General features: G+C 33.4%; 27 protein-coding genes and 1 pseudogene. 22 read left to right on the top strand and 6 right to left on the bottom strand.

The annotated features are described in order from the left end of the window. Positions 1-18: 18 nt before the first annotated feature. Positions 19-342 (bottom strand): winged helix-turn-helix transcriptional regulator, encoded by a 324-nt coding sequence (locus tag F0362_RS16615; protein ID WP_001072967.1) that lies wholly within the window; start codon positions 340-342, stop codon positions 19-21. A 124-nt stretch (positions 343-466) separates the two neighbouring features. Here F0362_RS16615 and F0362_RS16610 point away from each other — a divergent pair, with 124 nt between their 5' ends. The 3 genes from F0362_RS16610 to F0362_RS16600 all read left to right on the top strand — a co-directional run bounded on the left by F0362_RS16610 (position 467) and on the right by F0362_RS16600 (position 3,726). Next, positions 467-1,000 (top strand): NAD(P)H-dependent oxidoreductase, encoded by a 534-nt coding sequence (locus tag F0362_RS16610; protein WP_149889894.1) that lies wholly within the window; start codon positions 467-469, stop codon positions 998-1,000. 256 nt (positions 1,001-1,256) lie between these two features. Beyond that, positions 1,257-2,759 (top strand): class I adenylate-forming enzyme family protein, encoded by a 1,503-nt coding sequence (locus tag F0362_RS16605; protein WP_149889893.1) that lies wholly within the window; start codon positions 1,257-1,259, stop codon positions 2,757-2,759. Positions 2,760-2,949: 190 nt separating this feature from the next. Then, positions 2,950-3,726: a GNAT family N-acetyltransferase gene (locus tag F0362_RS16600; protein WP_149889892.1), complete on the top strand. Its 777-nt coding sequence runs from the start codon at positions 2,950-2,952 to the stop codon at positions 3,724-3,726. Positions 3,727-3,757: 31 nt separating this feature from the next. Here F0362_RS16600 and F0362_RS16595 read toward each other — a convergent pair whose 3' ends face one another. Next, a complete protein-coding gene (locus F0362_RS16595) occupies positions 3,758-3,967 on the bottom strand; it encodes a hypothetical protein (protein ID WP_000801649.1) in 210 nt (69 codons plus the stop codon). An 84-nt stretch (positions 3,968-4,051) separates the two neighbouring features. Between F0362_RS16595 and F0362_RS16590 the strand changes: the two genes are divergently transcribed. The 5 genes from F0362_RS16590 to F0362_RS16570 all read left to right on the top strand — a co-directional run bounded on the left by F0362_RS16590 (position 4,052) and on the right by F0362_RS16570 (position 7,835). Further along, complete coding sequence (locus F0362_RS16590; RefSeq protein WP_001027988.1) at positions 4,052-4,801, top strand: Nif3-like dinuclear metal center hexameric protein; 750 nt, start codon at positions 4,052-4,054, stop codon at positions 4,799-4,801. Positions 4,802-4,965: 164 nt separating this feature from the next. Next, the gene (locus F0362_RS16585; protein ID WP_000355231.1) at positions 4,966-5,814 is read left to right on the top strand and encodes a phosphotransferase; all 849 of its coding nucleotides are present in this window, start codon (positions 4,966-4,968) and stop codon (positions 5,812-5,814) included. Between the two features lie 27 nt (positions 5,815-5,841). Then, positions 5,842-6,399 (top strand): DUF7010 family protein, encoded by a 558-nt coding sequence (locus F0362_RS16580; protein ID WP_149889891.1) that lies wholly within the window; start codon positions 5,842-5,844, stop codon positions 6,397-6,399. Between the two features lie 25 nt (positions 6,400-6,424). Then, a complete protein-coding gene (locus F0362_RS16575; RefSeq protein ID WP_149889890.1) occupies positions 6,425-7,252 on the top strand; it encodes an MBL fold metallo-hydrolase in 828 nt (275 codons plus the stop codon). A 16-nt stretch (positions 7,253-7,268) separates the two neighbouring features. Beyond that, a complete protein-coding gene (locus F0362_RS16570; protein WP_000855187.1) occupies positions 7,269-7,835 on the top strand; it encodes an SGNH/GDSL hydrolase family protein in 567 nt (188 codons plus the stop codon). 44 nt (positions 7,836-7,879) lie between these two features. Here F0362_RS16570 and F0362_RS16565 read toward each other — a convergent pair whose 3' ends face one another. Next, a complete protein-coding gene (locus F0362_RS16565) occupies positions 7,880-8,296 on the bottom strand; it encodes an SRPBCC family protein (protein WP_000951541.1) in 417 nt (138 codons plus the stop codon). A 79-nt stretch (positions 8,297-8,375) separates the two neighbouring features. Further along, positions 8,376-9,386 carry an aldo/keto reductase gene (locus F0362_RS16560; RefSeq protein ID WP_000040531.1) on the bottom strand — a complete coding sequence of 337 codons (1,011 nt, stop codon included), beginning with the start codon at positions 9,384-9,386 and terminating at the stop codon, positions 8,376-8,378. Positions 9,387-9,999: 613 nt separating this feature from the next. Here F0362_RS16560 and F0362_RS16555 point away from each other — a divergent pair. After that, complete coding sequence (locus tag F0362_RS16555; protein WP_098141539.1) at positions 10,000-11,061, top strand: oxidoreductase; 1,062 nt, start codon at positions 10,000-10,002, stop codon at positions 11,059-11,061. A gap of 32 nt (positions 11,062-11,093) precedes the next feature. Further along, positions 11,094-11,831, top strand: a complete 738-nt coding sequence (locus F0362_RS16550) for a GntR family transcriptional regulator (RefSeq protein ID WP_000146293.1) — start codon at positions 11,094-11,096, stop codon at positions 11,829-11,831. Positions 11,832-12,058: 227 nt separating this feature from the next. Here F0362_RS16550 and F0362_RS16545 read toward each other — a convergent pair whose 3' ends face one another. Then, a complete protein-coding gene (locus tag F0362_RS16545) occupies positions 12,059-12,403 on the bottom strand; it encodes a winged helix-turn-helix transcriptional regulator (RefSeq protein ID WP_000860824.1) in 345 nt (114 codons plus the stop codon). A 527-nt stretch (positions 12,404-12,930) separates the two neighbouring features. Here F0362_RS16545 and spxA point away from each other — a divergent pair. The 8 genes from spxA to F0362_RS16505 all read left to right on the top strand — a co-directional run bounded on the left by spxA (position 12,931) and on the right by F0362_RS16505 (position 18,179). Further along, on the top strand, positions 12,931-13,326 hold the full coding sequence (gene spxA / locus F0362_RS16540; protein ID WP_000236192.1) for a transcriptional regulator SpxA: 396 nt from the start codon (positions 12,931-12,933) through the stop codon (positions 13,324-13,326). Between the two features lie 46 nt (positions 13,327-13,372). Further along, a complete protein-coding gene (locus F0362_RS16535; RefSeq protein WP_000573525.1) occupies positions 13,373-13,507 on the top strand; it encodes a BA3454 family stress response protein in 135 nt (44 codons plus the stop codon). Positions 13,508-13,618: 111 nt separating this feature from the next. Further along, entirely contained in the window at positions 13,619-13,753 is a 135-nt protein-coding gene (locus tag F0362_RS16530; RefSeq protein ID WP_000573526.1) for a BA3454 family stress response protein, read from the top strand. A gap of 218 nt (positions 13,754-13,971) precedes the next feature. Next, positions 13,972-14,385, top strand: coding sequence for an Rrf2-family transcriptional regulator SaiR (gene saiR / locus F0362_RS16525; protein WP_001083461.1), 414 nt, complete (start codon positions 13,972-13,974; stop codon positions 14,383-14,385). Positions 14,386-14,546: 161 nt separating this feature from the next. Further along, positions 14,547-14,879 carry an IDEAL domain-containing protein gene (locus F0362_RS16520; RefSeq protein ID WP_000987479.1) on the top strand — a complete coding sequence of 111 codons (333 nt, stop codon included), beginning with the start codon at positions 14,547-14,549 and terminating at the stop codon, positions 14,877-14,879. A gap of 296 nt (positions 14,880-15,175) precedes the next feature. After that, positions 15,176-15,658: a DUF2975 domain-containing protein gene (locus F0362_RS16515; protein ID WP_000815888.1), complete on the top strand. Its 483-nt coding sequence runs from the start codon at positions 15,176-15,178 to the stop codon at positions 15,656-15,658. 10 nt (positions 15,659-15,668) lie between these two features. After that, positions 15,669-15,887 (top strand): helix-turn-helix domain-containing protein, encoded by a 219-nt coding sequence (locus tag F0362_RS16510; RefSeq protein ID WP_000974630.1) that lies wholly within the window; start codon positions 15,669-15,671, stop codon positions 15,885-15,887. Positions 15,888-16,859: 972 nt separating this feature from the next. Beyond that, complete coding sequence (locus F0362_RS16505) at positions 16,860-18,179, top strand: aromatic amino acid transport family protein (RefSeq protein ID WP_001014167.1); 1,320 nt, start codon at positions 16,860-16,862, stop codon at positions 18,177-18,179. Between the two features lie 164 nt (positions 18,180-18,343). Here the strand turns inward: F0362_RS16505 and F0362_RS16500 are convergent. Then, positions 18,344-18,469 (bottom strand): annotated as a pseudogene (locus F0362_RS16500) (VOC family protein); the annotation flags it as partial. A 476-nt stretch (positions 18,470-18,945) separates the two neighbouring features. Between F0362_RS16500 and F0362_RS16495 the strand changes: the two are divergent. The 4 genes from F0362_RS16495 to F0362_RS16480 all read left to right on the top strand — a co-directional run bounded on the left by F0362_RS16495 (position 18,946) and on the right by F0362_RS16480 (position 24,050). Then, the gene (locus F0362_RS16495; RefSeq protein WP_000402901.1) at positions 18,946-19,317 is read left to right on the top strand and encodes a DUF1304 domain-containing protein; all 372 of its coding nucleotides are present in this window, start codon (positions 18,946-18,948) and stop codon (positions 19,315-19,317) included. A gap of 499 nt (positions 19,318-19,816) precedes the next feature. Further along, positions 19,817-20,332, top strand: coding sequence for a heme-degrading domain-containing protein (locus tag F0362_RS16490; protein WP_002039094.1), 516 nt, complete (start codon positions 19,817-19,819; stop codon positions 20,330-20,332). Positions 20,333-20,881: 549 nt separating this feature from the next. Beyond that, positions 20,882-21,481 carry a nitroreductase family protein gene (locus F0362_RS16485; protein WP_000158953.1) on the top strand — a complete coding sequence of 200 codons (600 nt, stop codon included), beginning with the start codon at positions 20,882-20,884 and terminating at the stop codon, positions 21,479-21,481. A 340-nt stretch (positions 21,482-21,821) separates the two neighbouring features. Beyond that, the gene (locus F0362_RS16480; protein WP_172624227.1) at positions 21,822-24,050 is read left to right on the top strand and encodes a putative mucin/carbohydrate-binding domain-containing protein; all 2,229 of its coding nucleotides are present in this window, start codon (positions 21,822-21,824) and stop codon (positions 24,048-24,050) included. Positions 24,051-24,115: the final 65 nt, after the last annotated feature.

Below are 24,115 nucleotides of genomic sequence, written 5' to 3'. Positions count from 1 at the left end.
AAAATTGATAGTGTTCTTTTAGTCATTTAATCTTTTCATCTGATGATCTTTTCCCCATTCAAATAGTTCATTCATAATATGCATTAAAGATTTTCCGTGTTCACTTATCGTGTACTCAACCTTTGGTGGTACTTCTTGATATACGGTACGATGGATAATCCCATCAGCTTCAAGTTGCCGAAGTTGCTGTGTAAGAACTTTTTGTGTAAGGTTTGGAATTTCTCGTTTAATTTCATTTGTTCGCATTTTTCCATCCATCAAAACACATAAAATATAAACTTTCCACTTTCCGCCAATTACATCGAGTGTCGTTGCAATTGGGCAGTCATCATTTTGATTCATATAACACCTCCAAAGGTACCTCAAGGTTCCTATAGTACCTGAAAGTACGTACTTTTCAATTATATGTGACTCATTCATACTAATACTAAAGCGTTTGAATTATTTATAAGGGGGAAGAAAATATATGAAAACACTTGTAATTGTAGCACATCCTGATATTGAAAAGTCTCGAATTAATAAAAGATGGGTAGAAGAACTTGAGAAATATTCGGATGAAATTACGGTGCATGAATTATATAAAGTGGCACCAAATTGGGAGTTTAATATTGAAGAAGAACAAAAGCTGTTAGTAGAGCAAGACCGATATATATTCCAATTTCCACTTTACTGGTATAGCTCACCACCATTATTAAAAAAATGGTTCGATGATGTATTAACATATGGATTTGCTTACGGATCTAAAGGGGATAAAGTGAAGGGAAAAGAGTTTGGTGTAGCTATTTCTATAGGTGGATTAGAAATAGACTATGAAAATAGCGGGATCACAATGGCTGAGTTGACGAAACCATTTCACGCTACAAGCTTATACACGGGAATGGAGTTTATACCTTCGTTTTATTTATATGGTGCAGAATATAAGCTAAGTGATGAAGAGATTAATAATAGTGCGCCTGAGTATGTGCAATATGTGATGAATAAGAAGTATTCTAATATATAAGGAGAAATAGCCATTTACTTGATAAGTAGATGGCTATTTTTAAATCCCGCTATTTGTGGACAGCAGGACTCCTACCTCAAAAATCAGCGAATACGAGGGAGTTAGGTGAGATTTGGGCTGCCTGTAAAAGCCCGATTGGTGAGGGCTGATTAAAGTTTCACTTTATTCGTTTTAAATTCACTAAGTGTAATCTTTAGTAAATTAATAGTTAATCTGGTAAAATAAAAACCCTAACATATATAAAGGGGAGTTTTATTTGAGAACGATGCGACAATTATTACAAAAGAGAGCAATGCAATCACCAAATTTGGAAGCGCTTGTAGGCGGAGAAAAAAGATATTCATTTCAGCAGTATAATGAACGAGTAAATCAGTTTGCGCATTATTTGTTACATAACGGTGTGCAAAGAGGGGATCGTATAGGAATCTTATGCAAAAATAATCACCCGTTTCCAAGCGTTATGATGGCAAGCTTAAAAATTGGAGCGATATTTATCCCGCTAAATCATCAGCTTACTGTTTATGAATTGGAAATGATTGTAAAAGAAGCGAAATTAAAAGTGCTAGTTATTGATGAAGAGTTTAGTGAAGTTTTATTAAAGGTTGATGCTGTTAAAGAAATTCCTTATGTAATTGAAACGACAAAAGAAGGCTTTGGTTCATTTGAATTAAAATTACAAGAACAGCCAATTACAGAGCCGACCGTAGACGTTCATGAAGATGATGATGCAATTTACTTATTTACTTCAGGAACGACTGGACAGGCAAAAGCATGTGTAATTGGTCATAAAAACTTACATCACTATTTTACTGAGATTGCGGGGCAAAGAGAAATCCCAGCAGGGGAACGCTTTTTATCCGTGCATCCATTGTTTCATATGAGTGGCGTGCTTTCTATTTTAAATTGCATTTATCATGGCGTTACGATGGTCTTCTTAGCTGATTCGAATCCTACTCTTATTTGGGATAAGATTGAAGAAGAGAAAATTACTACGATGCTTGCGTTCCCAGCTGTTTATAGTTACATGCTTGATGAATTAGAGAAAAAAGAGCGCAACATTTCGACCTTTAAAGTAGCACAAAGTGGTGGTACGAAGGTGCCAGAAACACTCATTCAAAAATATATGGAAAAAGGAATATATATGGTGCAAGGTTATGGCAGTACAGAAGGTTGGGTCGTAACTTCATGGCATCCAATGATGGGAAAAGAAAAGATGTCCTCTGTAGGAAAAACGCTTAGACATGTAGAGCTGAAAATTGTTCATCCAGAAACAGGTGATGAACTAACAACAAATGAAGTTGGAGAGATTCACGTAAGAAGCCCGTACATGTTTAAAGGATATTGGAATAATGAAATGGCGACGAAAAAGGTAGTAAAAGATAATTGGTTTAACATGGGTGATGCTGGCATGATAGATGATGATGGATTCCTACATATTATGGGAAGATATAAAGATGTTATCGTACGCGGTGGTGACAACGTATATCCAGATCAAGTAGAAGATGTTATTCATGAAATCAATGGTGTTTTAGAAGTTGCAGTAGTTGGAGTTCCCAATGATTTTTGGGGAGAGGTTCCAACAGCGTATATTGTAAAAGACATTCAAACATCTTTAACAGAAGAAGAGATTATGCAGCATTGTAAAGAAAAATTGGCAAGCTATAAAATACCAGAAGTTGTATTTATGGAAGAATTACCGAAAAATGCTTTAGGGAAAGTGTTGAAGAGGGAATTAAGGGATGCTTTTTTTGCAAAATAAAAAGGGTATTAAATAATGAGAAATCCAGTTATGCAGTATGTATAACTGGATTTTTGTTTATAAAAAACATAATAATTTACTAAATTTTGTATTTTGTGTAAGATAATAAAGAATATTCAATCAATAATCGAGGGTGAGATATAAATGAAACTTCAGGTGAATGTATTGAACCAGGGGTAGGGGAAACGAAGTGGTGAAGAACGATCTTACAGTTATCAAAAATTTATTTGGCTCTTCTAAAAAAGTATTAAATGGCTTACCAAATGCAGTCACAATTGAAGAAATAGAAGAGGATGTACTTTATGATGTACAAACTTATACAGAGAAGATATGTAGATTTGAAGAGGTTTGTTTTAACTGGGAGTTAAAAAGAGCGAGTATTGTATTAAACAAAAGGTTTAATGGTTATAGCTCAAGTGCGAGAGTGTTACTTGATGCAGGTTTTTCTTTGCACGCAGCAAAAATAGAAGTGTGTAGAGGGTTAAACAATGTAGAGGCGCTTGAAAAACAATATACATATTGTTCAATAGAAGAAACCTTATCAGAAAAAGAATTTAAATACATTTGGAAGCAATGTATGTTGAATTCAGGAAATCAAACTTCAATTTTAACTATCGATGAGCATTTTTATTCAGTGCAAACAGAGTTAGGTAAGGGCAGGGAAAAGTCATGTATTGTTTTTTATGATAAAAATGAGCCAATTGGTATGTCCATACCGCATATAGAATCTGGAACAGAAAGTGAAGGGCGATTATTTTATTTTGGGGTAATGCCTTATTGTCGCGGGAAAGGAATTGCTTCCCAACTGCATCTTCAATCTCTACATATGTTAAAGGAAATGTGTGCTACCTATTATATTGGGAGCACACATACGTCGAATGAAAAGATGCAGAGGATATTTTGGAGAAATAATTGTTTGTTTAAAACGGAGATAGAGCTTTATTATAAAATTTTTAATGAGGGTTAGAAAAAGCCCGGCATATAACCGGGACTTCTCCTTATCTATTCAACACTTCAATATATGAAGCATTTCCCGTTGTTCTTAAAGCGGAGCGAAAATTATTATTTTCTAAAGTCTCAGCAACTTGTTTTAATTGCTGCGCATCATCGTGGTGAATAAGTAAACTGTCTGCGCCACTTTCTTCTATATGAATGTGTTCGACATTTCCAATCGCATCATGTACAGCTTTTAAAAATTCAGGTTTCATATTGTCCTCCTATATGTATGTAACGTTGTTATTTAGTATTTCCTTATTTATGAAATATAAAAGTAAATGAAAGGAGAAATGAAAATGAATATAACGCAGTTTAACGAACATATAAAATCGCTATTTGGAGAGCATCTTCATAAATACGGCGATGATGAATATGGTTATACTCATATAAGTAAAGAGGAGTTTCACAAAATCGGTTACACAACAAATTTGACACTAGAGACGATTGAGGAAGCGTATAAAAATGGAGTCGATATGATAGTTACACATCATGCTCCTTGGAATTTTTTGTTTGGCATGGAAGAGGCTTGTATTGAGAAATTAAAACAATATGAAATGAATCATTTTTGGATTCATTTGCCGTTAGATTTTATTGAATTTGGTACGTGTACGTCATTATTTAATGAAATGGGGATAGATACAATTCTAGAATACTCTACGTATGAGGAAGAGGAATTACCTGGAATAGGAGAATTTGAAGAAGCGATTGCATTTTCAAACTTGGTTGAAAAACTTGAAGAAAGAATGGAAGAGAAAGTGAAGAGCTGGAGGAATCACGATAAACCAATAAAACGGATTGCGATTTTAACTGGTGCAGGTAACAATACAAATTTGATTGAGCGAGCATTAGAAAAAGGTTGTGATACGTATATAACAGGAGAAAAAACATTATATACAGTGCAACATGCAAAATTTAAAGGTATCAACTTAATAGTAGGTAGCCACACATTTACAGAAGTGTTTGGTGTAGAAAGTTTGGCTCGTAAATTACAAGAGAGAGATCGTGCAATAGAAATTACTAGATTAAATGAAGATCATTTGGAATAAAGAAATCGCATCGCAATATCATAAATGGAATGAATTATATGATGAAGTAATGAAAGTGTAATTTGTTATATTAAGATGGGTGGGAGGAATCCCCTTATGTCTGTCAAATAATAGTAAAGTTTCCTTTTGAATTAAGGGAATATTCAGAGTGTAAGGGTGAGGGAATGGACATTTCAATAATCGCTGCACAACTAGTTAAAGAGAAGGTTATTTTACATTATCCAAAAAACATGAAAGGTTTGAACGGGGGAACGACAAGTACAATATATTTGTTGGATGAACAATACGTTGTAAAACTGAATGAATCGGATGTAATACGTGAAGAAGCTTATTTTCTTCAGTTTTATAAAAAGAATGATGCGTTTCCAAAGCTTTTATATAAGGATCCGTTAAGTCGATATATTGTTTATTCATTTCTTGAGGGGACTACTTCGTGCAAATCTGGCCATAAACGAAGTATACTGTGCAAACTTGTAAAGGACGTTATCAATAAGTATGAAAAAGTTCCAAAGGTGAGTGGCTGGGGATGGAAGGACAGTACGGTTCAATCTTGGAATGAATTTTTAACAGTAACTGTGATGGAAGCTCACGAAAATGTAAAGTCGTACATAAGTGATGAAGAATGTAGACTTGTTTTTAAGTTAGCAAATAGTCCGAATAGAGGGGCTGGAATAGATGAGCCATTTTTATTACATGGCGATTTCGGATTCCATAATTTTATAGTTCAAGAGAATAGGTTACATGGAGTAATTGATCCTTTACCAGTATTAGGAGATCCTATATACGATTTAATTTACGCGTTTTGTTCAACTCCGGAAGATTTAACGAAAGAAGCAATTGATTATGTGATGAAACAAAGTGTATTTCATAGAGAAGACCGTAATTTATATGAAGAAATGGTCATAGGTTTATATTTGCGGATAGATACGTGTTTAAGACACCACCCGAAAGATTTAGAAGATTATTTAGCAGCTTGGCGTTATTGGATGGGCGAGGTTGAGACTACTTTATAGCACAAATATTTTTGGGGAGATGGTGAGATGAATATTGCAGAAGCGAAAAAGGATTTAGCAATCAAAACGAAGAGAGGATTACCGATTATATTAGCTGGTGTTTTATTTTGGATGGTTATGAGTATAACGGGCTTTGTTCTTTCTGAAAAACAAGTGGTGTGGGGATATTTAATCGGTATGGGATGTGTGTTTCCTTTCGGCTTAATGATAGCTGCTATATTGAAAATTGATATGTTTGCGAAAGGAAATCCGTTAGGGATTTTGGCAGGATTAATTGGTGGGATAAATGTATTGAATATTCCGCTTGTATTACTTGCCTATTTTCAATTTCCAGAATGGTTACCTTTTGTAGTAGCAATGTTAATAGGTGTTCATTTTATCCCGTACGTATGGATTTATGAAAGCAAAAGTTATGGTCTATTGTCAGTAGGGACTGTATTCGTGACGTCAGTTTGCGGGATTCTGTTTGCAGAAAAAGGATTTACGGTGATTCCATTGTCGGTTACAGCTGTTTATTTACTTACTTATATAAGTTTATTAATTGAAAATAAAAAAGTAGATCAGTATCAACAAAAATCAGCTTAATAAAAATATAGGGGTAGGGGGAATTATGATGAAAAATTTCGTTTGTACAACGTGTGGTGTGCAGTATGCAGCGAGTGTAGAGGAACCGGTGAGTTGTCATATTTGTGATGAAGAAAGGCAATATGTGAATCCGAAAGGGCAGTCTTGGAAGACTTTAGAAAACTTGCAAATAAGTGATACATATAAAAATGAAATAATCGAAGAAGAAAACGGGCTTTATAGTATTACGACAAAACCAGGGTTTGCGATCGGTCAAACAGCATTTGTAGTGAAAATAGAATCATATCGATTACTATGGGACTGCATTACTTATTTAGATGAAATGACAATTGCGAAAATAAAAGAGCTTGGCGGATTAGATGCAATTGCATTGTCTCATCCTCATTATTATTCAACGCAAGTAGAATGGGCAGAGACATTTGATGTACCAATTTATGTACACGAAGATGATAAAGAGTGGGTGATGCGCCCGAGTAGTCGTATTATTTATTGGTCTGGTGAGTCTTTACAATTAGCTGATGGATTGGTCATTCATCGTTTAGGAGGTCATTTTAAAGGTGGATCTGTCTTACATTGGGAAGAAGGTAATGATGGAAAAGGAATTTTGTTAACAGGTGATATTATTCAAGTTGTAGCGGATGAGCGATGGGTAAGTTTTATGTACAGCTATCCCAACTTAATTCCATTACCAGCGAGAAAAGTGGAAGAAATGGTGAATCGAGTGAAGCCGTTACAGTTTAATCGTTTATACAACGCTTTTCATCGCGTAGTAAAAGAGAATGCAAATGAGGCAGTGGAACGTTCTGCTGAAAGATATATTAAGGCGGTAGAAGGAAAGTTATTTCATACGTAAAAGGAGAGCAAGTCTAATGAAAACGTTAGTATGCTTCGGTGATAGTATTACAGCTGATGATGTATTTTTTGATGGTACACCTAGATTAACACCAAGGTTACAAAGGATATTCTCAAATTGGGAAGTGGTGAATGCAGGTGTTCCAGGTGATAATACATTCGATGCGTTAAATAGGATTGAAGAAGATGTATTATCACATAAACCAGATTTCGTAACAGTTTTTCTTGGCACGAATGATGCAGTTTCTTTTTCACAAGGGTCATTACAAGCATACAAAGAAAATTTAGAGAAGATTGTGAACCATATTTCGTCAGGTAAAGTACTGCTTATTAGTCCTGCACCAGTTGATGAAGAAAGACAGCATAATAGAACAAATAAAGTGCTCGGTCAGTATGCAGACGTGGTAGAGGAAGTGGCGAAAGAAACAGGAAGCTATTTTCTAAATTTGTATGCTGAAATGATTCAAGAACGGAATTATAAAACATTTGTAGAAAATGATGAAATAGATGGGCTACACTTTGGACCAGAAGGGTATGAGTATGTAGCGAAGTTGATTGGTGAAAAGTTAAAAGGGATTTTATAAAAAAGCAAAGCGATATCGCTTTGCTTTTCATTGTTTTTAGTAGCTCAATCTAGAAATGCTTGCTGCAATGCTTTCAGTCCATCGCTGTAGATGCTATGAAACAGATTTATTGCCTCTTCATCACTAACCTCTACAGGGGTGAAAGTGCCAGACCACTCTACTAACGATGTGTTACTTTCAGTACCTTCTTTCACCTGGATTGTAGATAGATAATTAGTGACTGGGAATGGTGCATTCATGATTGAATACGTGTAGTAGCGTTCTTTCTCATTGAATACTTCTAAGCGTTCTATAATCGTATCACCATCTGGATTAGCTAGGTGACGTACACGACCGCCTTCAGTTAATTTACTGCTAGGTATATAAGGTAACCAGTCTGGAAGGGAGTTGAAACCTCCGATTAATTGCCATACTTGTTCAAGGGAACCGAAAATTGTCATAGATGTAGTAGTATGTGCCATATTTATTATGCTCCTTTTTAACTCGCTATTTGCGGGGAAATAATCAGTGGGGGATGCTCCCACTGATTAAAGTTTCACTTTATTTTACGTTGATTGGTAGTGGTGCATTAGGTGCTACTAGTTTTTGTTCGCGCATTTCTTCCCAGAATGCTGCGGGAATTACTGTGTTTAATGCATTTTGGTCTTCTACAATTCGTTCCGGTTTACTTGCACCAGGAACAACGGCAGCAACCGCTGGGTTAGCCAATGAAAACTGTAAAGCAGCAGCTTTAATGCTGATTTCATGACGATTTGCAAGAGCTTTGATTTTCTCAACTTTTGCAATAATTTCTGGTGATGCTTTTTGATATTCGAAGTGAGCACCTCCAGCAAGAATACCTGAGCTGTATGGGCCACCAACAACAATATCCATATTATGCTTAACAGCTGCAGGCATTACTCGTTGCAAGGCACGCCCGTGGTCTAATAGTGAATAACGACCAGCTAACAAGGAGATATTTGGCTTCGCTTCTTCCAAATCAAGCATAAGTTCAATTGATTCTACTTTGTTTACTCCAAGTCCCCAACCTTTAATGACTCCTTCTTCACGTAAACGTGTTAGCGCACGGAATGCCCCTGTTCGAGCCGTTTCAAATTGTGAAATCCACTCGTCGCCATAAAAGTCTTGTGCTAAATCATGAATGAAAACAAAGTCTAGACGATCTGTTTTTAAACGTTTCAAACTTTGCTCGATAGAACGAAGTGTTGCATCTGCGCTATAATCATTGATCATTTTATTTTTACGACCAAATTCGAAAAGTCCGCCTTTTTCACCTAAATCACGTGCAGATGGATCTTCTAGCTCATCCGAAATAGTTCGACCCACTTTCGTGCTTAAAAAGTAATCATCACGATTTCTTTTTGATAGTGCTTCACCAAGACGGATTTCCGCTAATCCAGATCCATAAAGTGGAGCTGTATCAAAGTAACGAACGCCATTCTCCCAAGCAGCATCCACTGTAGCGATTGCTTCTTCTTCTGGGATATTACGGTACATATTCCCTAGTGGAGCTGTACCAAAACCGATTTTTTCTTTTAGTAATTTACTCATTATAGATATCCTCCTAAAATGTATTTAAAAATTAATTAATCATTGTGAATGGATGTGAAAATTAAAACATGCCATTTCATCGTCCGGCAAAATGCATGATAAAAGTATTGAAACAGTTAAAAAAGTAAGTACTTTAAAGTACGATGGATACCTAAAAGATAACATAGGTAATATTTACTACTGAATTACTTATGCAACTCTTACAAATGCTATTATGAAATGTATTTTACATAATGAAAAGTACGTACTTTAAAGTGCTATAGATACTTAAAAGTAATATTAAAATATTTTAGCTTATTTGTTTTATAAAATTATTAAAGGGGTTTTTACATGAAGACACACACTATTCCTGTGGAGGAAACTTTAGAAATTATTCGTGGAAAGTAGTTATTCTTTGTCATTTAAAGAAAGACAAATAGAGAACGTGCGAATTAAAAAAATTAATGTTTGGTATTACACAAAAATAGTAAAAAGTCAGGATGAAAATCGAAATGATTTTTATCCTGACTTTTTATTTAATATATAATTTCAAAAATAAAACTATATACTTTTTATCATAAAAATATATAATAAATATAGAAACGAAAATTTATGAGCAAGGAAGTTGAAGAACATGACATTAACAATGGGCTTTATTGGATTTGGAAAATCAGCTAACCGTTATCACCTACCTTATCTAAAGACACGTAATAATATAAAAGTAAAAACAATTTTTGTACGTCAAATAAATGAAAAATTAGCGGCTCCATATGAGGGAAAAGGTGTTTACTTCACTACTGATTTAGACGAATTGTTGAATGACAAAGAAATTCAAGTTGTGACAATTTGTACGCCAGCACATACGCATTATGAATTAGCAAAAAAAGTTATATTAGCTGGAAAATCAGTTATCGTTGAAAAACCATTTTGTGATACAGTAGAACACGCCAAAGAATTATTAGCATTAGGACGAGAGAAAGGCGTAGTCGTTATGCCTTATCAAAACCGCCGTTTTGATGGTGATTTTTTAGCTGTGAAGCAAGTAGTTGAACAAGGATTCCTTGGTGATATTATTGAGATTGAATCACATATTGATTATTTCCGTCCTGGTTCAATCACTCATGAAGCTCCAAAAGAAGAAGGTTCATTTTACAGTTTAGGTATTCATACGATGGACCGCATGATTTCACTATTCGGCCGTCCAAATACGGTGACATACGATATTCGTAATAATGAAGTGGAAGGTGCGGTTGATAACTATTTCGATGTTGGTCTACATTACGGAAATCAGTTGAAGATTAAGCTGAAAACGAACCATGTCGTAGCGAAAGATTATCCACGCTTTATCGTTCATGGAACAAATGGTTCATTTATTAAATACGGTGAAGATCAGCAGGAAAATGATCTGAAAGCGGGTATTATGCCTGAGAGTGCAGGATTTGGTGAAGATTCGCCGATGTACTATGGAATTGCTAAATATCGTAACGCAAACGGTGATTGGATTGAAAAACAAATTAAAACGCCGCTTGGTGATTACGGTCGTTTCTATGATGCAGCGTATGAAACAATCGTAAATGGTGCACCAAAACTTGTGAAAGACGAAGAAGCAGTAACGAATATTGAAATCTTGGAAAACGGATTTGCTGCTCCATCACCTTCTGTTTACAAACTTGAGGCTTTACATTTGAATGAATAGAAGAGGGAATACAGTATAAAGGAGGTATGGAAATGGCAAGTGGATCAACACAAGTAAAATACCTCGGCATTTACCAAAAAATTAAACAGCAAATTTTAGACAGCGAATATAAAATTAACGAAAAAATCCCGAGTAGCCCCGTCCTTGCTGAAGAATTTAGCGTTTCAGCACTTACTATTAAAAAAGCGCTGGATTTGTTAGTCAGAGATGGCTACATCATCCGCAGGCGTGGAAGTGGAACCGTGGTTCAAGATTGGCGTCAACAGGAAAAGGCACGAATGATTCAAACTTTAACAGGTACGAAAGCTGTTTACGGCAGTGAGGTAGAAAGTAAAATTATCGAGTTTACGATTGTCGGTGCCGATGAAATTGTTGCTGAAAAATTGGGAGTTTTAATCGGTGATTTCGTCTATAAAATCATCCGCCTTCGAATCATCCACGGCATTCCGACGATTATGGAGCATACGTGGATGCCGATTTCGGTCATCCCAGGTGTTGAAGCTTCCGTTTTAGAGGAATCGATATACTCACACATTCAAAATAAACTTGGTTTTGAAGTAGGGACATCCGTTGTCAGGGTTAAAGGAGTTCGACCAGATGATCGAGAAAAGCAGTTTATGAACTTAACAAATCAAGATTTTCTAATGAGAGTTGAACAAGTGGCCTACTTAACGGATGGACGCACATTCGAGTACTCTTATGCCGATCATCTACCAGAAACCTTTGAATTTGAAACAGTTATTACCGCAAAAAGTTATAAAGAGACATAAAAAAGGTTGAGGCAAGTAGTGTCTCAACCTTTTTTTATGTCTTCGGTAGAATTTACACAAATAGAGGAATAGGTATCCCGCTATTTGAGGGCAGTGAGACTCCCACCTCAAAATTCAGCGAAAGCAAAGAGGTTAGGTGGGAGTCTCACTGCCCATAAAAGCCCGATTGGTGAAGGCTAATAATCAGTGGGGGGTGAACACCCCCCACTGATTAAAGTTTCACTTTATTATTCATCAGCTGTAATAAGCATGGATGTGTTCCCGTTTTTTTCAAGATGACCTTCTCCCCAAGCGCAGAGGGAATCGAGTATGGCTCCTAAAGATGAACCGTAATCTGTTAAAGAATACTCTACTTTCGGTGGTACTTGATCATATACTTTTCTTTGGATTACATCGTCTTCTTCCAGTTCACGTAATTGCTGTGTTAACATTTTTTGTGTAATACCAGGCATTAAACGTTTTAATTCACTCGTTCTTTTTGTTCCTTTTTTTAAATGACAAAGGATAACAACTTTCCACTTTCCACCAATAACTTCTAAAGTCGCTTCTACAGGAATATTATATGTTTTCATAAAAAAACTCCTTTGATGAATTTAGATGACAGTTTTGGGCCTACATACGTTTGAATACTAAAATTATTTCTTTTTAGTGCCTATAACACTTTAAAGTGCGTACTATTTATTGTGCTAAATATATTCCATAATAGCACATGTAAGCAAGAAATGAGTATAATATACTTTGAAGTGCATTTGAAATTGGTGAGAATAATAACTATGGGGACATTCACACAAAAGAAAACGATTTGTTACGTTGATAGATTTAATCCAAGACTTAACAGTTGATTAATCTAACTGTAAAGTTTAAAATTACAGTATAGTTTTAAGAAGTAAGTTGTCATCGTCTGTAAAATGTAGATACAGTAATTGTATGAAAGCATCATTTTAAAAGGAAACGGATAGTTGAGATAAATTAAACATTGTCGAATAAATAACATTACGTGAATTTGATTCTAAACTGTAATTTTTTTTAATACATTTCAATAATCCATATTTAAAATAATTGTACGTTTGATAAAGAACATTAAAGGAGTGAATAAAATATGGTGATTTTATATACGACAGCAAGCTGTGGTTCATGCCGAAAAGCAAAAGCATGGCTTGAAGAGAATCAAATTGATTATACCGAAAAAAATATCGTATCAAACTCTCTTACAGTCGATGAACTTAAATCAATTCTTCGTTTAACTGAAGAAGGGGCTACTGAAATTATTTCAACTAGATCCAAAATTTTTCAGGAATTAAATATAAATATCGAGGCGCTATCGCTTAATGAATTTTATAAATTAATAATTGAGTATCCTCAAATGTTGCGCCGCCCAATAATGTTGGATGAAAAAAGATTGCAGATTGGTTTTAACGAGGAAGAAATTCGTAAATTTTTACCACGTAGCGTTCGAACAGTTCTGAACATAGAATTGCAAAAGTTGGCTAATTAATAAGTAATATTTCTTAAAGGGAATTTTTGGAAGGAGGAAGCAAGAGATGATTGAAGTATGCGTTACAGTGAATTATAAAAATAGAAACTATCAAACAAATGTTATTGTGAGCAAAGATACGATCTGGACAAAAATTAAACAATTGGCAGAAGATCAAGTTAAGAAACAGTGGGGTTTTTAAGTTTGATTATTTAAAAAATGAAGTTATAGGTTAGAGATTCTAGCTAAATCCAAAACTTTTCAGGGATTAAATATAAATAAGTGAAATTTTTTTGAAAGGAGGAAGCAAGAGATGATTGAAGTATGCGTTACAGTGAATTATAAAAATAGAAATTATCAAACAAATGTTATTGTGAGCAAAGATACAATCTGGACAAAAATTAAACAGTTGGCAGAAGAACAAGTCAAGAAACAGTGGGATTTTTAAAATTATTTTTAGACTTAAAAAACATAAATGATAATAGGTAGTTCAAAAAGATAAATGTAACTAATAGACATCGGTGAGCTCGTATAGAATATAAATGAATGTATTTCTTCATAGTAAAAATTATTTATAAATCTTAACGTTTGACAAACCTATCTGTAATATTTATAGTTACAGTAAGTTGGAAAGTGATTAGCAATTTATATCGTAGGAGGAAGACCATGAACAGTGACTTTACCTTGGCCATTCACAGTTTAACTTATTTAGCACTACAGCCAGACCGGATGTCAACAAGCAATGCTATTTCAGAAAGTGCAGGTGTTCATCCAGTACGCATTCGCAAAGTGCTAAGTTTGTTAAAAAAACATAAGTTTATACAATCAAAAGAGGGAATTGGTGGAGGTTTTATTTTCGCTCGAGATTTAAGTGAAGTTAATCTCTGGCATATTTATCAAATAACCTCAGAAGGTGCTTTGCAACCTAAATGTCCAGAATCGAATGACCAGTGTATTGTAGGTTCGAATATGCGAAAAGTTCTTTTCACTATTTTCTTAGGTGCTGAAGAACATCTAGGTGAATATTTAAAGAACTATACGATGAAAGAAGTAGTCGATCTAATCAATCAAGAACGATAAACGGCTTAATTTCTATATGGCCGTGGAGTTCTTAATATCTAAATGTAATGGAAAATATTACAGTTCGAGTTGTTTTGTCTATCTTGTTTGTCGTCTCTAAAAAACGAGGAACGAATCCTAATAAATTAATTCTAAAATCATTTGTAGGAAGGTGAAAAAGTATGATGTCAAATAATCCTGTTTTAAAAGTAGGAGATTGGGTTCGAGGAATATCAGTAGAGGGTGAATTAATACTTGGTTATATTGAATCATTTGATCATGTAGGGGAAGTAGTTAAGGTTAATGTTGTTAAATGTGACAACAGAGATACAATAAGTAGAACAATGTCCTTTTTAAGTAAACACGTAAAAAAACTCCCTGAATCAAAAGCAATAAACAAGGAACAAATCCTTTATCTTATAGATCTTGCATTATTAACAGGGGATGAAGAATGGTTTATCAAGCTTTCTTCAAAATTAAATTCGATAAACGAGCTAGTGAATGGGGGAGTTTAAAAATTATATTAAATATAATTTTTTTTGAAATCTTTAGTTGTGATAAAATCAATTGTTTTGTGTGAAAAAAACCCATTAAATTAGGGAGTTCAGGAGAAATTCAATAACATGATTTATAAAATTAATATTTTAAAGTAAAAGCATTTCTTTGTAATGAGAAATGCTTTTTATTTTTGTTGAAATGAAAAGGATATTATATTAACAATAATAATATAATAAAAAACAACTAATATTTATTGTTAAACAATAAATGGTGTGATAAAATCATTTTGTTATTAAATAAGCGAGGTGCTTTTATGAAACAAGTTACGACACTCTTTTTAAAGCTAGCTATTATTTTTATAGGAATCCTAGTCCTTATATTGTGCATATTTTTGGTGCCTAAGATTGGGGATTTTGCTGGAGAATTGTATCCGAATATTGCTTATATGAAATCTCTCGTTTTAATCGATATGTACGCGGCAGCGATACCTTTTTACCTTGCTCTGTATCAAGCATTTAAACTTTTAAGCTATATTGATAAGAACGAAGCGTTCTCGGAATTATCGGTAAAGGCTTTAAAGAATATTAAATACAGTGCCATCACGATTAGTACCTTGTACTTGCTAGGTATGCCACTCTACTATCTTATGGCGGCAAGAGTTGACCCTCCAAGTTTTATACCAATTGGATTGGTTATTATTTTCGCCTCTATGGTAATTGCCGTTTTTGCTGCTGTTCTACAAAGACTTTTACAAGAAGCTATTAATATAAAATCAGAAAATGATTTAACGGTCTGAGGTGGAGGATATGGCAATCATTATTAATATTGATGTGATGTTAGCAAAACGAAAAATGAGCGTAACGGAGCTTTCAGAGAGGGTTGGGATTACGATGGCAAATCTTTCTATTTTGAAAAACGGGAAAGCAAAAGCGGTTCGTTTTTCAACATTAGAAGCGATATGTAAGACTTTGAATTGTCAACCAGGTGATATTTTGGAGTATAAAAGAGACGAAGAGAATCAATAAAAATAGACAATGATTATTTTGTAAATAAGCCTTCCATATGGGGGGCTTATTATATTTTTCGGCTTAGCGTAGTTTTTGTAAAATGCTAGCGGGTTTCCTTATTGTCATCAAGTTAAAAAACGTATTGTCCGAAAAATGAGTTCAATTCTTATAGAAAACTTTGGTGGAAAAGAGATATCACTTTCCAATAAATGTATATAAATTCGGTATTAATAATATATATCCCAAAAATTTATTTTTCTATTTTGGAAATATATTCATTAATTATTTATTACAATAGTTTTAGTGTATGAGGTGGAATGCATTAAGTAACTGGTATATCTTAAAATAATGGAAAAAATTACTGCATTATGGCTGAAATTCATTATATATTGAAAATTTTTCCTGGTAAAAAAATCTGAAAATATAAAAATATTAATTTTATAAATATACACGTTATAATGAGGGCGTCGAGAGAAAATTTATTATCTCTGGAGAAAATATAAAAAATGCGATTACTAGTAAGAAAGGTGTGTGATTAGAGGCGGAAATGTATGTAAAGTGCTTCAGTGGCTTGTGTAATCAATACCATAAATGCTGCCGAAGTTATTAAAGTGATGTGTAGAATTGAGAAAGAAATGCCTCATAAATGAAGAGAGGCCGGTTTAGCTGAAATTACTGTTATAAGTAAAAAAAGAGAAACCACTAAAGTAATACACCGTTATTAGAAATGTTGCAACGTATTTATGAAGTCTATTCTATATTGTTCTCTTAAGGGTTCTTTATATAAAGAGCGGATACTACGAGTAAACTTTTTTGTTAACGCTAACAATTATATTAGGACGCTAACTAGCGAATGTTTCAATTTGGATTCATTATGATGAAGGACATGCAATGTGGGGCAACTTGTAAGGAATTCATTTTCCAAAAAAGGAAGATATTCGTTAGCTATAAAGAGAGACGTAAGAATAGGATACAAGGGGGAGTTATTATATGAACGGGAATACTGCAAAGAAAATAGAAGTTCAAGCTGAAAATACCGCACTAAAAAATGAGCAATATGCAGATCCGAAAAAGTGGCATAAGCAGGATACTACATGGGCATTGAGCCTATTTGGAACTGCAATTGGAGCAGGGGTGCTCTTTTTACCGATTAATGCAGGTTCAGGTGGTTTATTATCATTACTACTAATTACATTGCTTGCATATCCAGTTATGTATTACTCACATAGGGCACTTGCTAAAATGATATACGCTTCTAATTCTGCTGATGAGGGGATCACAGGTACAATTAGAGAGTATTTCGGAAATAAAGCGAGTATCATTTTTAACATCGTATATTTCGGTTCAATTTATACAATCGTACTAATGTATTCGGTTGCGCTTACAAATACTGCAAGTAGTTTTATCGTGCATCAATTGCACATGCCAGAACCTCCAAGGGCTATTTTATCACTTGTATTAGTTCTTGGTCTTATCGCTATACTGAATTTTGGTCAAGATATTACTGTAAAGGTAATGAGTATGCTAGTGTATCCTTTCATAGCTTCTCTACTTTTTATCGCAATATCTTTAATTCCACAGTGGAATACGTCAATGCTTAGTTTTTCAGCTGTTTCTACTGCTTCAACAGGTACAGGCTATTTTGGAACGATATTAATGATTCTACCAATCATCGTATTCTCATTTAATCATTCACCTATGATTTCATCATTTGTTGTGAAACAGAGAGCTACGTATGGAATAGAAGCTACTGATGCTAAATGTGCGCAAATACAAAAAGTTTGTTATATCATGACATTCGCTGTAGTTATGTTCTTCGTTTGGAGTAGTACATTAAGCTTGACTCCAGAGGATTTAAAAATGGCAAAAGAGCAAAACTTATCAATCCTTTCATATCTTGCTAATGAGCTTAATTCACCTGTAATCACTATTGCAGCTCCAATCATTGCTTTTGTGGCTATTACAAAATCTTTCCTTGGCCATTATATCGGAGCATTTGAAGTAATGCGTGACATGATTATTAAGTTCGGTAAATCACGTGGAAAAGATATAGAAGAAAAAACAATTAAGACAATCGTCCTTACTTTTGTTGTATTATCATGCTGGTTTGTTGCTTATACAAATCCAAGTATTCTTGGACTTATTGATTCTCTAAGCGGTCCATTAGTTGCTGCTATCTTATGTCTATTACCGATGTATGCAATCAATAAAGTACCAGTACTAGCTAAATACAAAGGGAAAATGAGTAACGTATTTGTTATTATTGTAGGTGTACTTACTGTTTTAGCAAGTATTAAGTCATTATTCTAATTCACGATTGTTAATTTTAGTGTGAAAATAGTGGACACGAAAAACTTTTTGGACAAACTTCTCGCATTGGAGAGTTTGTCCTTTTTTAGTCATTCCATCAACTTGCCGACAAACAGCCATCTTCCAGGCAGAAGATGGCTTGTTTCGGTATTAATTTATTTTAACTATTCACGTCTGAATGGCCCTTTTGGAGCAATTAGCTCTAAATTAGTACCATCTGGATCGGGGAAGTAGGCAACTCCTGTACCAAATCCAGATTTCTAGCCGTCTTCTTGAAAGATAATTGGTTCGTCATATGGTGCTATCCTATGCCCATCAAGCTAACAAAATGGATTGCCTCTGAAACAAAAAATGATTTTTATTACTATAAAAAACGTAAAGTATCTGTTTTTAGAAAAAATTAATTTTTATAAATTGATGGAGATATAACTCAATTCTTTTATATATTTAGTTAAATATGATTGTCAGAATGAACTTAAAGTAATTATGATTTCTAGAAATGCGAACTGATGTTTTGAATTGGTTTAAAGTTGCTGGAACAAAATAAAACCAATTGAACAAAAGAACTTGCAAAAATAAAAAGAGAGATGTATCAATAATTGATATATCAATTAATATTTTGACAAGAAAGAAAAGGAACATTTTATGAAGGAAATGTTCGTAAATATCAGTGGAGAAGAACGCAAAATACTTATTCATGTTCTATTACAGATGCAAAAAAATGTAGAGAATATTAAAGAATAGAGAGTGTAGGGGGCAGAATAGTGTGGAAATAATCGTAGCTATTTTAGTCGGGATCGTAGCATTAGAACATTTGTTTATCATGATCCTTGAAATGTTTTTTATTGATTCAAAAGTAGCGAAACGTGCTTTCAAATTACGGAAGCATTTAGAAGGAGATCGAAACGTAGCCATTATGTTTGCAAACCAAGGCTTATATAATGGATTTTTAGCGGCTGGTCTCATTTGGGGACTTGTACTTGGGCTCAATCCAATTGGTTATATGGTCCAATTATTTTTCGTGATTTGTGTGGTGATAGCAGCTATTTTCGGAGGTTTCACATCTAATAAATCAATTATTGTGAAACAAGGACTTCCAGCTGTTTTAGCACTAGTTGCTCTTTTATCTATAATATAGAATCAAAGTTTCTCAATAAAAGAACTCATTTTTGAAAAATACGCTATTCTTTCTGTAGAATCATAGGAAAAGATGGCGTTTTTGTATGTCTATTTCTATATGTAGTGAATTATAACTATTCCCTCAAGGGACTCAACTGCTTTTCAACTTTTGGATACATTTTCATCCATCTTTGTTTCCTCCTATTGTTGGATAGTGTAATAATTGATAAAAATTTTGATGACATTGGATTATAACGATTGATCAAAAAAGTTAGTGATTAAAAATATTATTCTTTAGTACATACATTTTTAAGATGTTAAATATATTTCATAATAGTCTCTGTAAGATAGGGATAAGTAGAATAGTACTTTTTATAACTTTGAATATCATTCATAATAGCACCAGTAAGAAGAAAACAAGCTTTACGGTACTACTATTTACCAACGATGTTACAGCAGTTTATTTAGAATCAGATTGATTAAAAGGTTGTACTATATGGCCTAATAATTTCGAAAAAATGCCAGAGTGGCATAAAACGATTATGGAGGTTAAAGATATGAGTACTTCAAATTTGAATGAAATTAGTAAACAAATTTTAAAAGAGGAGGAAACACTTCAATTTTCCTCTTTTACAAATGAAGATGCCTTGCAACTAGGTTTATTTATCGTTGAAACAGCAAAGCGAGAGGGGAAATTGATTGCTGTTGATATAACAAAAAACGGTGTGCAATTATTTCATTTTAAGATGACAGGGACAAATGCGGAAAATACGAAATGGATTGAGCGTAAAAAACGAGTTGTTTCCCTGCATGATCATAGCTCTTATTATATGCAGATACAAAGTGAAATAACTGGAATCTCATATAATGAAAAATATCTTTTAGATACTTCGGAGTATGCTGCGTTTGGTGGGTGCTTTCCTATCAGAGTAAAAAACGTAGGAGTTATTGGAATGATAACAGTTTCAGGATTGCCGCCAGAAGAAGATCACGAATTGGTAATAAGAGCAGTTAAACATCATTTGAATCAATAATAAAAGTAAATTCAATTGTTAAATATAGAGACAAAAACGAACACATTCCTGTTCGTTTTTGTGTTTTTTATTGTTTGTTTGCTGTAAGAGTATGGATGTTAAAACAGTATTAAAGTTTGACATGTAATTTATAAGATGTTAATCATTAAATAAGTGACGGGTATAGTTTTTAATACTATTCATTGGTAATGTTTAGCTGAATTTAAATTAAAACTGTAAAAAGCCAGGTAATGTGTTATTCATGCTACCTGGCTTTTTTGACCAGCAATTTAAGGTTATTTTCATATTTGTGTAAATATGAAACAAGCAGGATACATGAATAGAGAATGGGTAAAATAGTACCGAATGATCACTAGATTGTCTCAACGATGTTATAAAATGTTTTTTTAGTAAACTAAAGTGGTTTAAATGAAGCAGTTTAGTTAGATTCAGAATGACTAGCAATTGGTGTTATGGAGTTCAATGATTCAAAAAAGAACTCATTTTAACCCATATTATCTTCGCAATATATCATTTTGAAGAATATTAAAAATTAGGAGGAAATGAATTATGACAAAAGATTTCTATACCGCACTGAAAGAAAGACGTACTTACTATGGAATTAATAAAGAGGTACAAGTATCAGATGAAAAAATTAAAGAAATCGTGGAGTTTACTGTGAAACATACTCCATCAGCTTTCAATTCTCAAACTGCGCGATTAGTTGTATTATTTGGTGAAGCTCATGATAAATTATGGGATATTACAACTGAAACATTAAGAAAAGTAGTTGGAGATGGAGATTTTTCAGGAACGCAACAAAAAATGGATTCTTTTAAAGCTGGTTATGGAACAGTATTATTCTTTGAAGATGAGGCTATCGTTAAATCGCTTCAAGAAAAATTTGCTGCATATGCTGAAAACTTCCCAATTTGGTCACACCAAGCATCAGGTATGCACCAATTAGTCGTGTGGACAGGTTTAGAAGCAGAGGGATTAGGGGCATCTTTGCAACATTATAATCCATTAATTGATGATGAGGTAAAACAAGAATGGAATGTTCCTGCTAATTGGAAACTAATTGCACAAATGCCATTTGGTAATCCAACAGCTGCACCAGGTGAAAAAGAATTCCAACCGCTTGAAGAGCGTGTGAAATTTCATAAATAATAAACATTATTCATAAGGAATGAGTAAAAAGATTCTAGTTATTAATTCAATCACAAGTGTAACGATATATATTAAAAAAAAACACGAAGACATTTAAGTCTTCGTGTTTTTTTGATTAATTTTTGAAAGTGATAAAGGAGTATAGGCAAAGATATTTTATTATTAAATGTTAAATATTTTTATATGTAAAATTACATATATATAATGATTGATAATCATGAATTAATGTAACTATAATAATTACACTGGGAAATAACTTATGGACTACAGTTTTAAGTAACGAAGGAGGAATTTGTTTTATTGTATTTTGTATATAAAAAATAGAAAAGGAGATATGCAAATGAAAAGATTACTTGTTATAGGCATAATGTATACAATGTTTTTCCACATAGGAAATATACACTTACATGCTGATGAACGAACAAATGTAAAAGAAATTACTAGTTTAGAAGAGCCTACTTGGATATTTCAGGCGGGCATAAGTAAGGGGAAATATCATGATCGACAAAATTTAGGATTTATTTTGCAGAGAAATACACCATTAAAGTTAAGACAAACGAATCCTAATTTTAAAGACAAATTAACAGTACGTTTATTGTCTAATGACTCAAAAAATGAAAAATCCATACAAGTAGGAAATGAATGGATTACGATTCAAGGTGATACGCCTTTAGTTCCTTTCATAGATACTCCGTATGGTGAAGAGCACGCTACACTTGAGTACCAAATAGGATATGAAAGTGCTACTAAGCCTCTTCCCATTTATAAACAACAAGGAAGTGTATCTCAATTTTTTAGTACATGGGATCAATTTGATGGGGAGTATGCGTTAATTCAAGGGGAGAGTTTTCAATTATTTGTACCTAAAAAAGATAAAGAGTTAGTAAGATCTTTAAAAGATTTTCAATCGTTGGATGAGTTAATTGCATATTATGAGGATATTTTTGTGATGTATGATTCAATTATTGGTTTAGATGGCTCAACGATTGAAAATAAAAAAAGTCAAAATCGTTATTTCTTAAAAGCAGATATATCCGGTGCTGGCGGTGCCTATTATGGCGCAAATTGGACAGCCAATAGTACAGATAGTACAAAGATGTGGTTAGATAAACTAAGTTGGGGAACTTTACATGAAATCGCTCATGGATACCAAGCTGGTTTTGATAATCAAGGAATATTTACAGGAGAAGTTTCTAATAATCTATTTGGTGTTCAATATCAATATAGTAAATACGGCAAAAAAGCAGATCAAGTTGGTTGGTTGTTTAATTTTGGGAAGAAGGAACAAGTAGAACGGAATTTATACAATTCTTTAATGAAAGAAAATAAAAATTATGATGACTTAGATTTACGACAAAAACTTATTCTTTTAACGATGGCGAAACAAAAAGCTGGCGATGAAGCTTTTGCGAAAATGTATCAAGGTTATCGAAAACTAGCTAGCAATACAGCTTTCAAAAAAGGTGACCATTCTTTACCAGATTTAATGAATCAGTATTATAGTGAGAATGGACAAGTTGATTTTACACCTGTCTTTGAAAGATGGGGCTTTAAACTTAATAATAAACAAATAGAGATTAATAGGGCGAAAGGTTATCGGGCTGTTACTTCTTTAGCTTATATAGTGCCTGAATCACAATTAGTTAAAGCAAGAGCACTAGTTGATCCTGAGATTCCGATAAACTCCAACTTTGAAATAGTTACAAATCAGCAAATTGCTTCACTTGGGCTAAAAGGGAATTTACATATCCATTTAAATACAAATGAAATAGATACATTGAAAGGAGGAAAAATTAAATTAAAAGAAGGGAATAAAGTTATTCAAGAGAAAACAATTGAAACAACAGATATCAATTTACAAGACTTACCAAATGGAGTTTATACAGTTGAGATTTCAGGTGGAAAAACGGATAGTATGTACCATTTCAGTTCGTATTATGCCTATATAAAGGAAAAAGATAATAGTCTAACCATTGATATTAACGAAATGAAAGTGAGTAAGTTGGTAAATGAAACGATTCAATTCCTAGGATTAGGAGATGACCAGTTTGCCGAATTAAATACAGACTTAGAGCAAGATCAAGCTGTTTTTACGGTTACTACTAAAACGCCTCATAGCTATTATGCAGGTGAAAAATACGCATCAATAGAGGTGTTTAATAATAAGGGGGAAAAAATTTATACGAAGGAAATGGAAGGAACAAATGTAACGATTGTAAAAGATACAGTTCCACTAAAAGAAGGATATAGAATTAAAATCTATCATGATGAAATTAAAAAACGATTAACTAGTAAAGCTACTATTATGAATCCTATGAATAAAACAAATGAATTTATAATGACAAAATGGGGATTGAAAAATACTTATTTGCAAAATAATCCGGAAGAAAATCTTATGCAAAGAATTGATGAAGAAATGGAAGCAATTATAAGTAATCCTGTTTTAAAAGAGATACCAATGCAAAAATTAGAAATGAAAAAGAATGTGTGGATGGCAATAAATATGTTATCAGAACCACAAAAAATACTGTATATGAATAAATATAAAGATAGTTTATATAATGAGTAATTTTTGAGAAATGAATGGAATCTATCCATATTATGAGGAAGCACAATTTATAAACAGTAGATAAA

The sequence above is a fragment of the Bacillus sp. BS98 genome, assembly GCF_008432245.1.
In the GTDB taxonomy this organism is placed as follows: Bacteria; Bacillota; Bacilli; order Bacillales; family Bacillaceae_G; genus Bacillus_A; species Bacillus_A toyonensis.
The sequence above is the reverse complement of the archived record's forward strand: the minus strand, read 5'-3'. Positions and strand labels throughout refer to the sequence as shown.

Coding starts and splice junctions, on each gene's coding strand:
- F0362_RS16570 (WP_000855187.1), top strand. CDS start 7,269: ATGAAAACGTTAGTATGCTTCGGTGATAGTATTACAGCTGATGATGTA.
- F0362_RS16505 (WP_001014167.1), top strand. CDS start 16,860: ATGAACGGGAATACTGCAAAGAAAATAGAAGTTCAAGCTGAAAATACC.
- F0362_RS16520 (WP_000987479.1), top strand. CDS start 14,547: ATGATGTCAAATAATCCTGTTTTAAAAGTAGGAGATTGGGTTCGAGGA.
- F0362_RS16560 (WP_000040531.1), bottom strand. CDS start 9,386: ATGAGTAAATTACTAAAAGAAAAAATCGGTTTTGGTACAGCTCCACTA.
- F0362_RS16485 (WP_000158953.1), top strand. CDS start 20,882: ATGACAAAAGATTTCTATACCGCACTGAAAGAAAGACGTACTTACTAT.
- saiR (WP_001083461.1), top strand. CDS start 13,972: ATGAACAGTGACTTTACCTTGGCCATTCACAGTTTAACTTATTTAGCA.
- F0362_RS16575 (WP_149889890.1), top strand. CDS start 6,425: ATGATGAAAAATTTCGTTTGTACAACGTGTGGTGTGCAGTATGCAGCG.
- F0362_RS16615 (WP_001072967.1), bottom strand. CDS start 342: ATGAATCAAAATGATGACTGCCCAATTGCAACGACACTCGATGTAATT.
- F0362_RS16530 (WP_000573526.1), top strand. CDS start 13,619: ATGATTGAAGTATGCGTTACAGTGAATTATAAAAATAGAAATTATCAA.
- F0362_RS16590 (WP_001027988.1), top strand. CDS start 4,052: ATGAATATAACGCAGTTTAACGAACATATAAAATCGCTATTTGGAGAG.
- F0362_RS16515 (WP_000815888.1), top strand. CDS start 15,176: ATGAAACAAGTTACGACACTCTTTTTAAAGCTAGCTATTATTTTTATA.
- F0362_RS16535 (WP_000573525.1), top strand. CDS start 13,373: ATGATTGAAGTATGCGTTACAGTGAATTATAAAAATAGAAACTATCAA.
- F0362_RS16550 (WP_000146293.1), top strand. CDS start 11,094: ATGGCAAGTGGATCAACACAAGTAAAATACCTCGGCATTTACCAAAAA.
- F0362_RS16545 (WP_000860824.1), bottom strand. CDS start 12,403: ATGAAAACATATAATATTCCTGTAGAAGCGACTTTAGAAGTTATTGGT.
- F0362_RS16585 (WP_000355231.1), top strand. CDS start 4,966: ATGGACATTTCAATAATCGCTGCACAACTAGTTAAAGAGAAGGTTATT.
- F0362_RS16595 (WP_000801649.1), bottom strand. CDS start 3,967: ATGAAACCTGAATTTTTAAAAGCTGTACATGATGCGATTGGAAATGTC.
- spxA (WP_000236192.1), top strand. CDS start 12,931: ATGGTGATTTTATATACGACAGCAAGCTGTGGTTCATGCCGAAAAGCA.
- F0362_RS16580 (WP_149889891.1), top strand. CDS start 5,842: ATGAATATTGCAGAAGCGAAAAAGGATTTAGCAATCAAAACGAAGAGA.
- F0362_RS16480 (WP_172624227.1), top strand. CDS start 21,822: ATGAAAAGATTACTTGTTATAGGCATAATGTATACAATGTTTTTCCAC.
- F0362_RS16565 (WP_000951541.1), bottom strand. CDS start 8,296: ATGGCACATACTACTACATCTATGACAATTTTCGGTTCCCTTGAACAA.
- F0362_RS16610 (WP_149889894.1), top strand. CDS start 467: ATGAAAACACTTGTAATTGTAGCACATCCTGATATTGAAAAGTCTCGA.
- F0362_RS16510 (WP_000974630.1), top strand. CDS start 15,669: ATGGCAATCATTATTAATATTGATGTGATGTTAGCAAAACGAAAAATG.
- F0362_RS16555 (WP_098141539.1), top strand. CDS start 10,000: ATGACATTAACAATGGGCTTTATTGGATTTGGAAAATCAGCTAACCGT.
- F0362_RS16490 (WP_002039094.1), top strand. CDS start 19,817: ATGCCAGAGTGGCATAAAACGATTATGGAGGTTAAAGATATGAGTACT.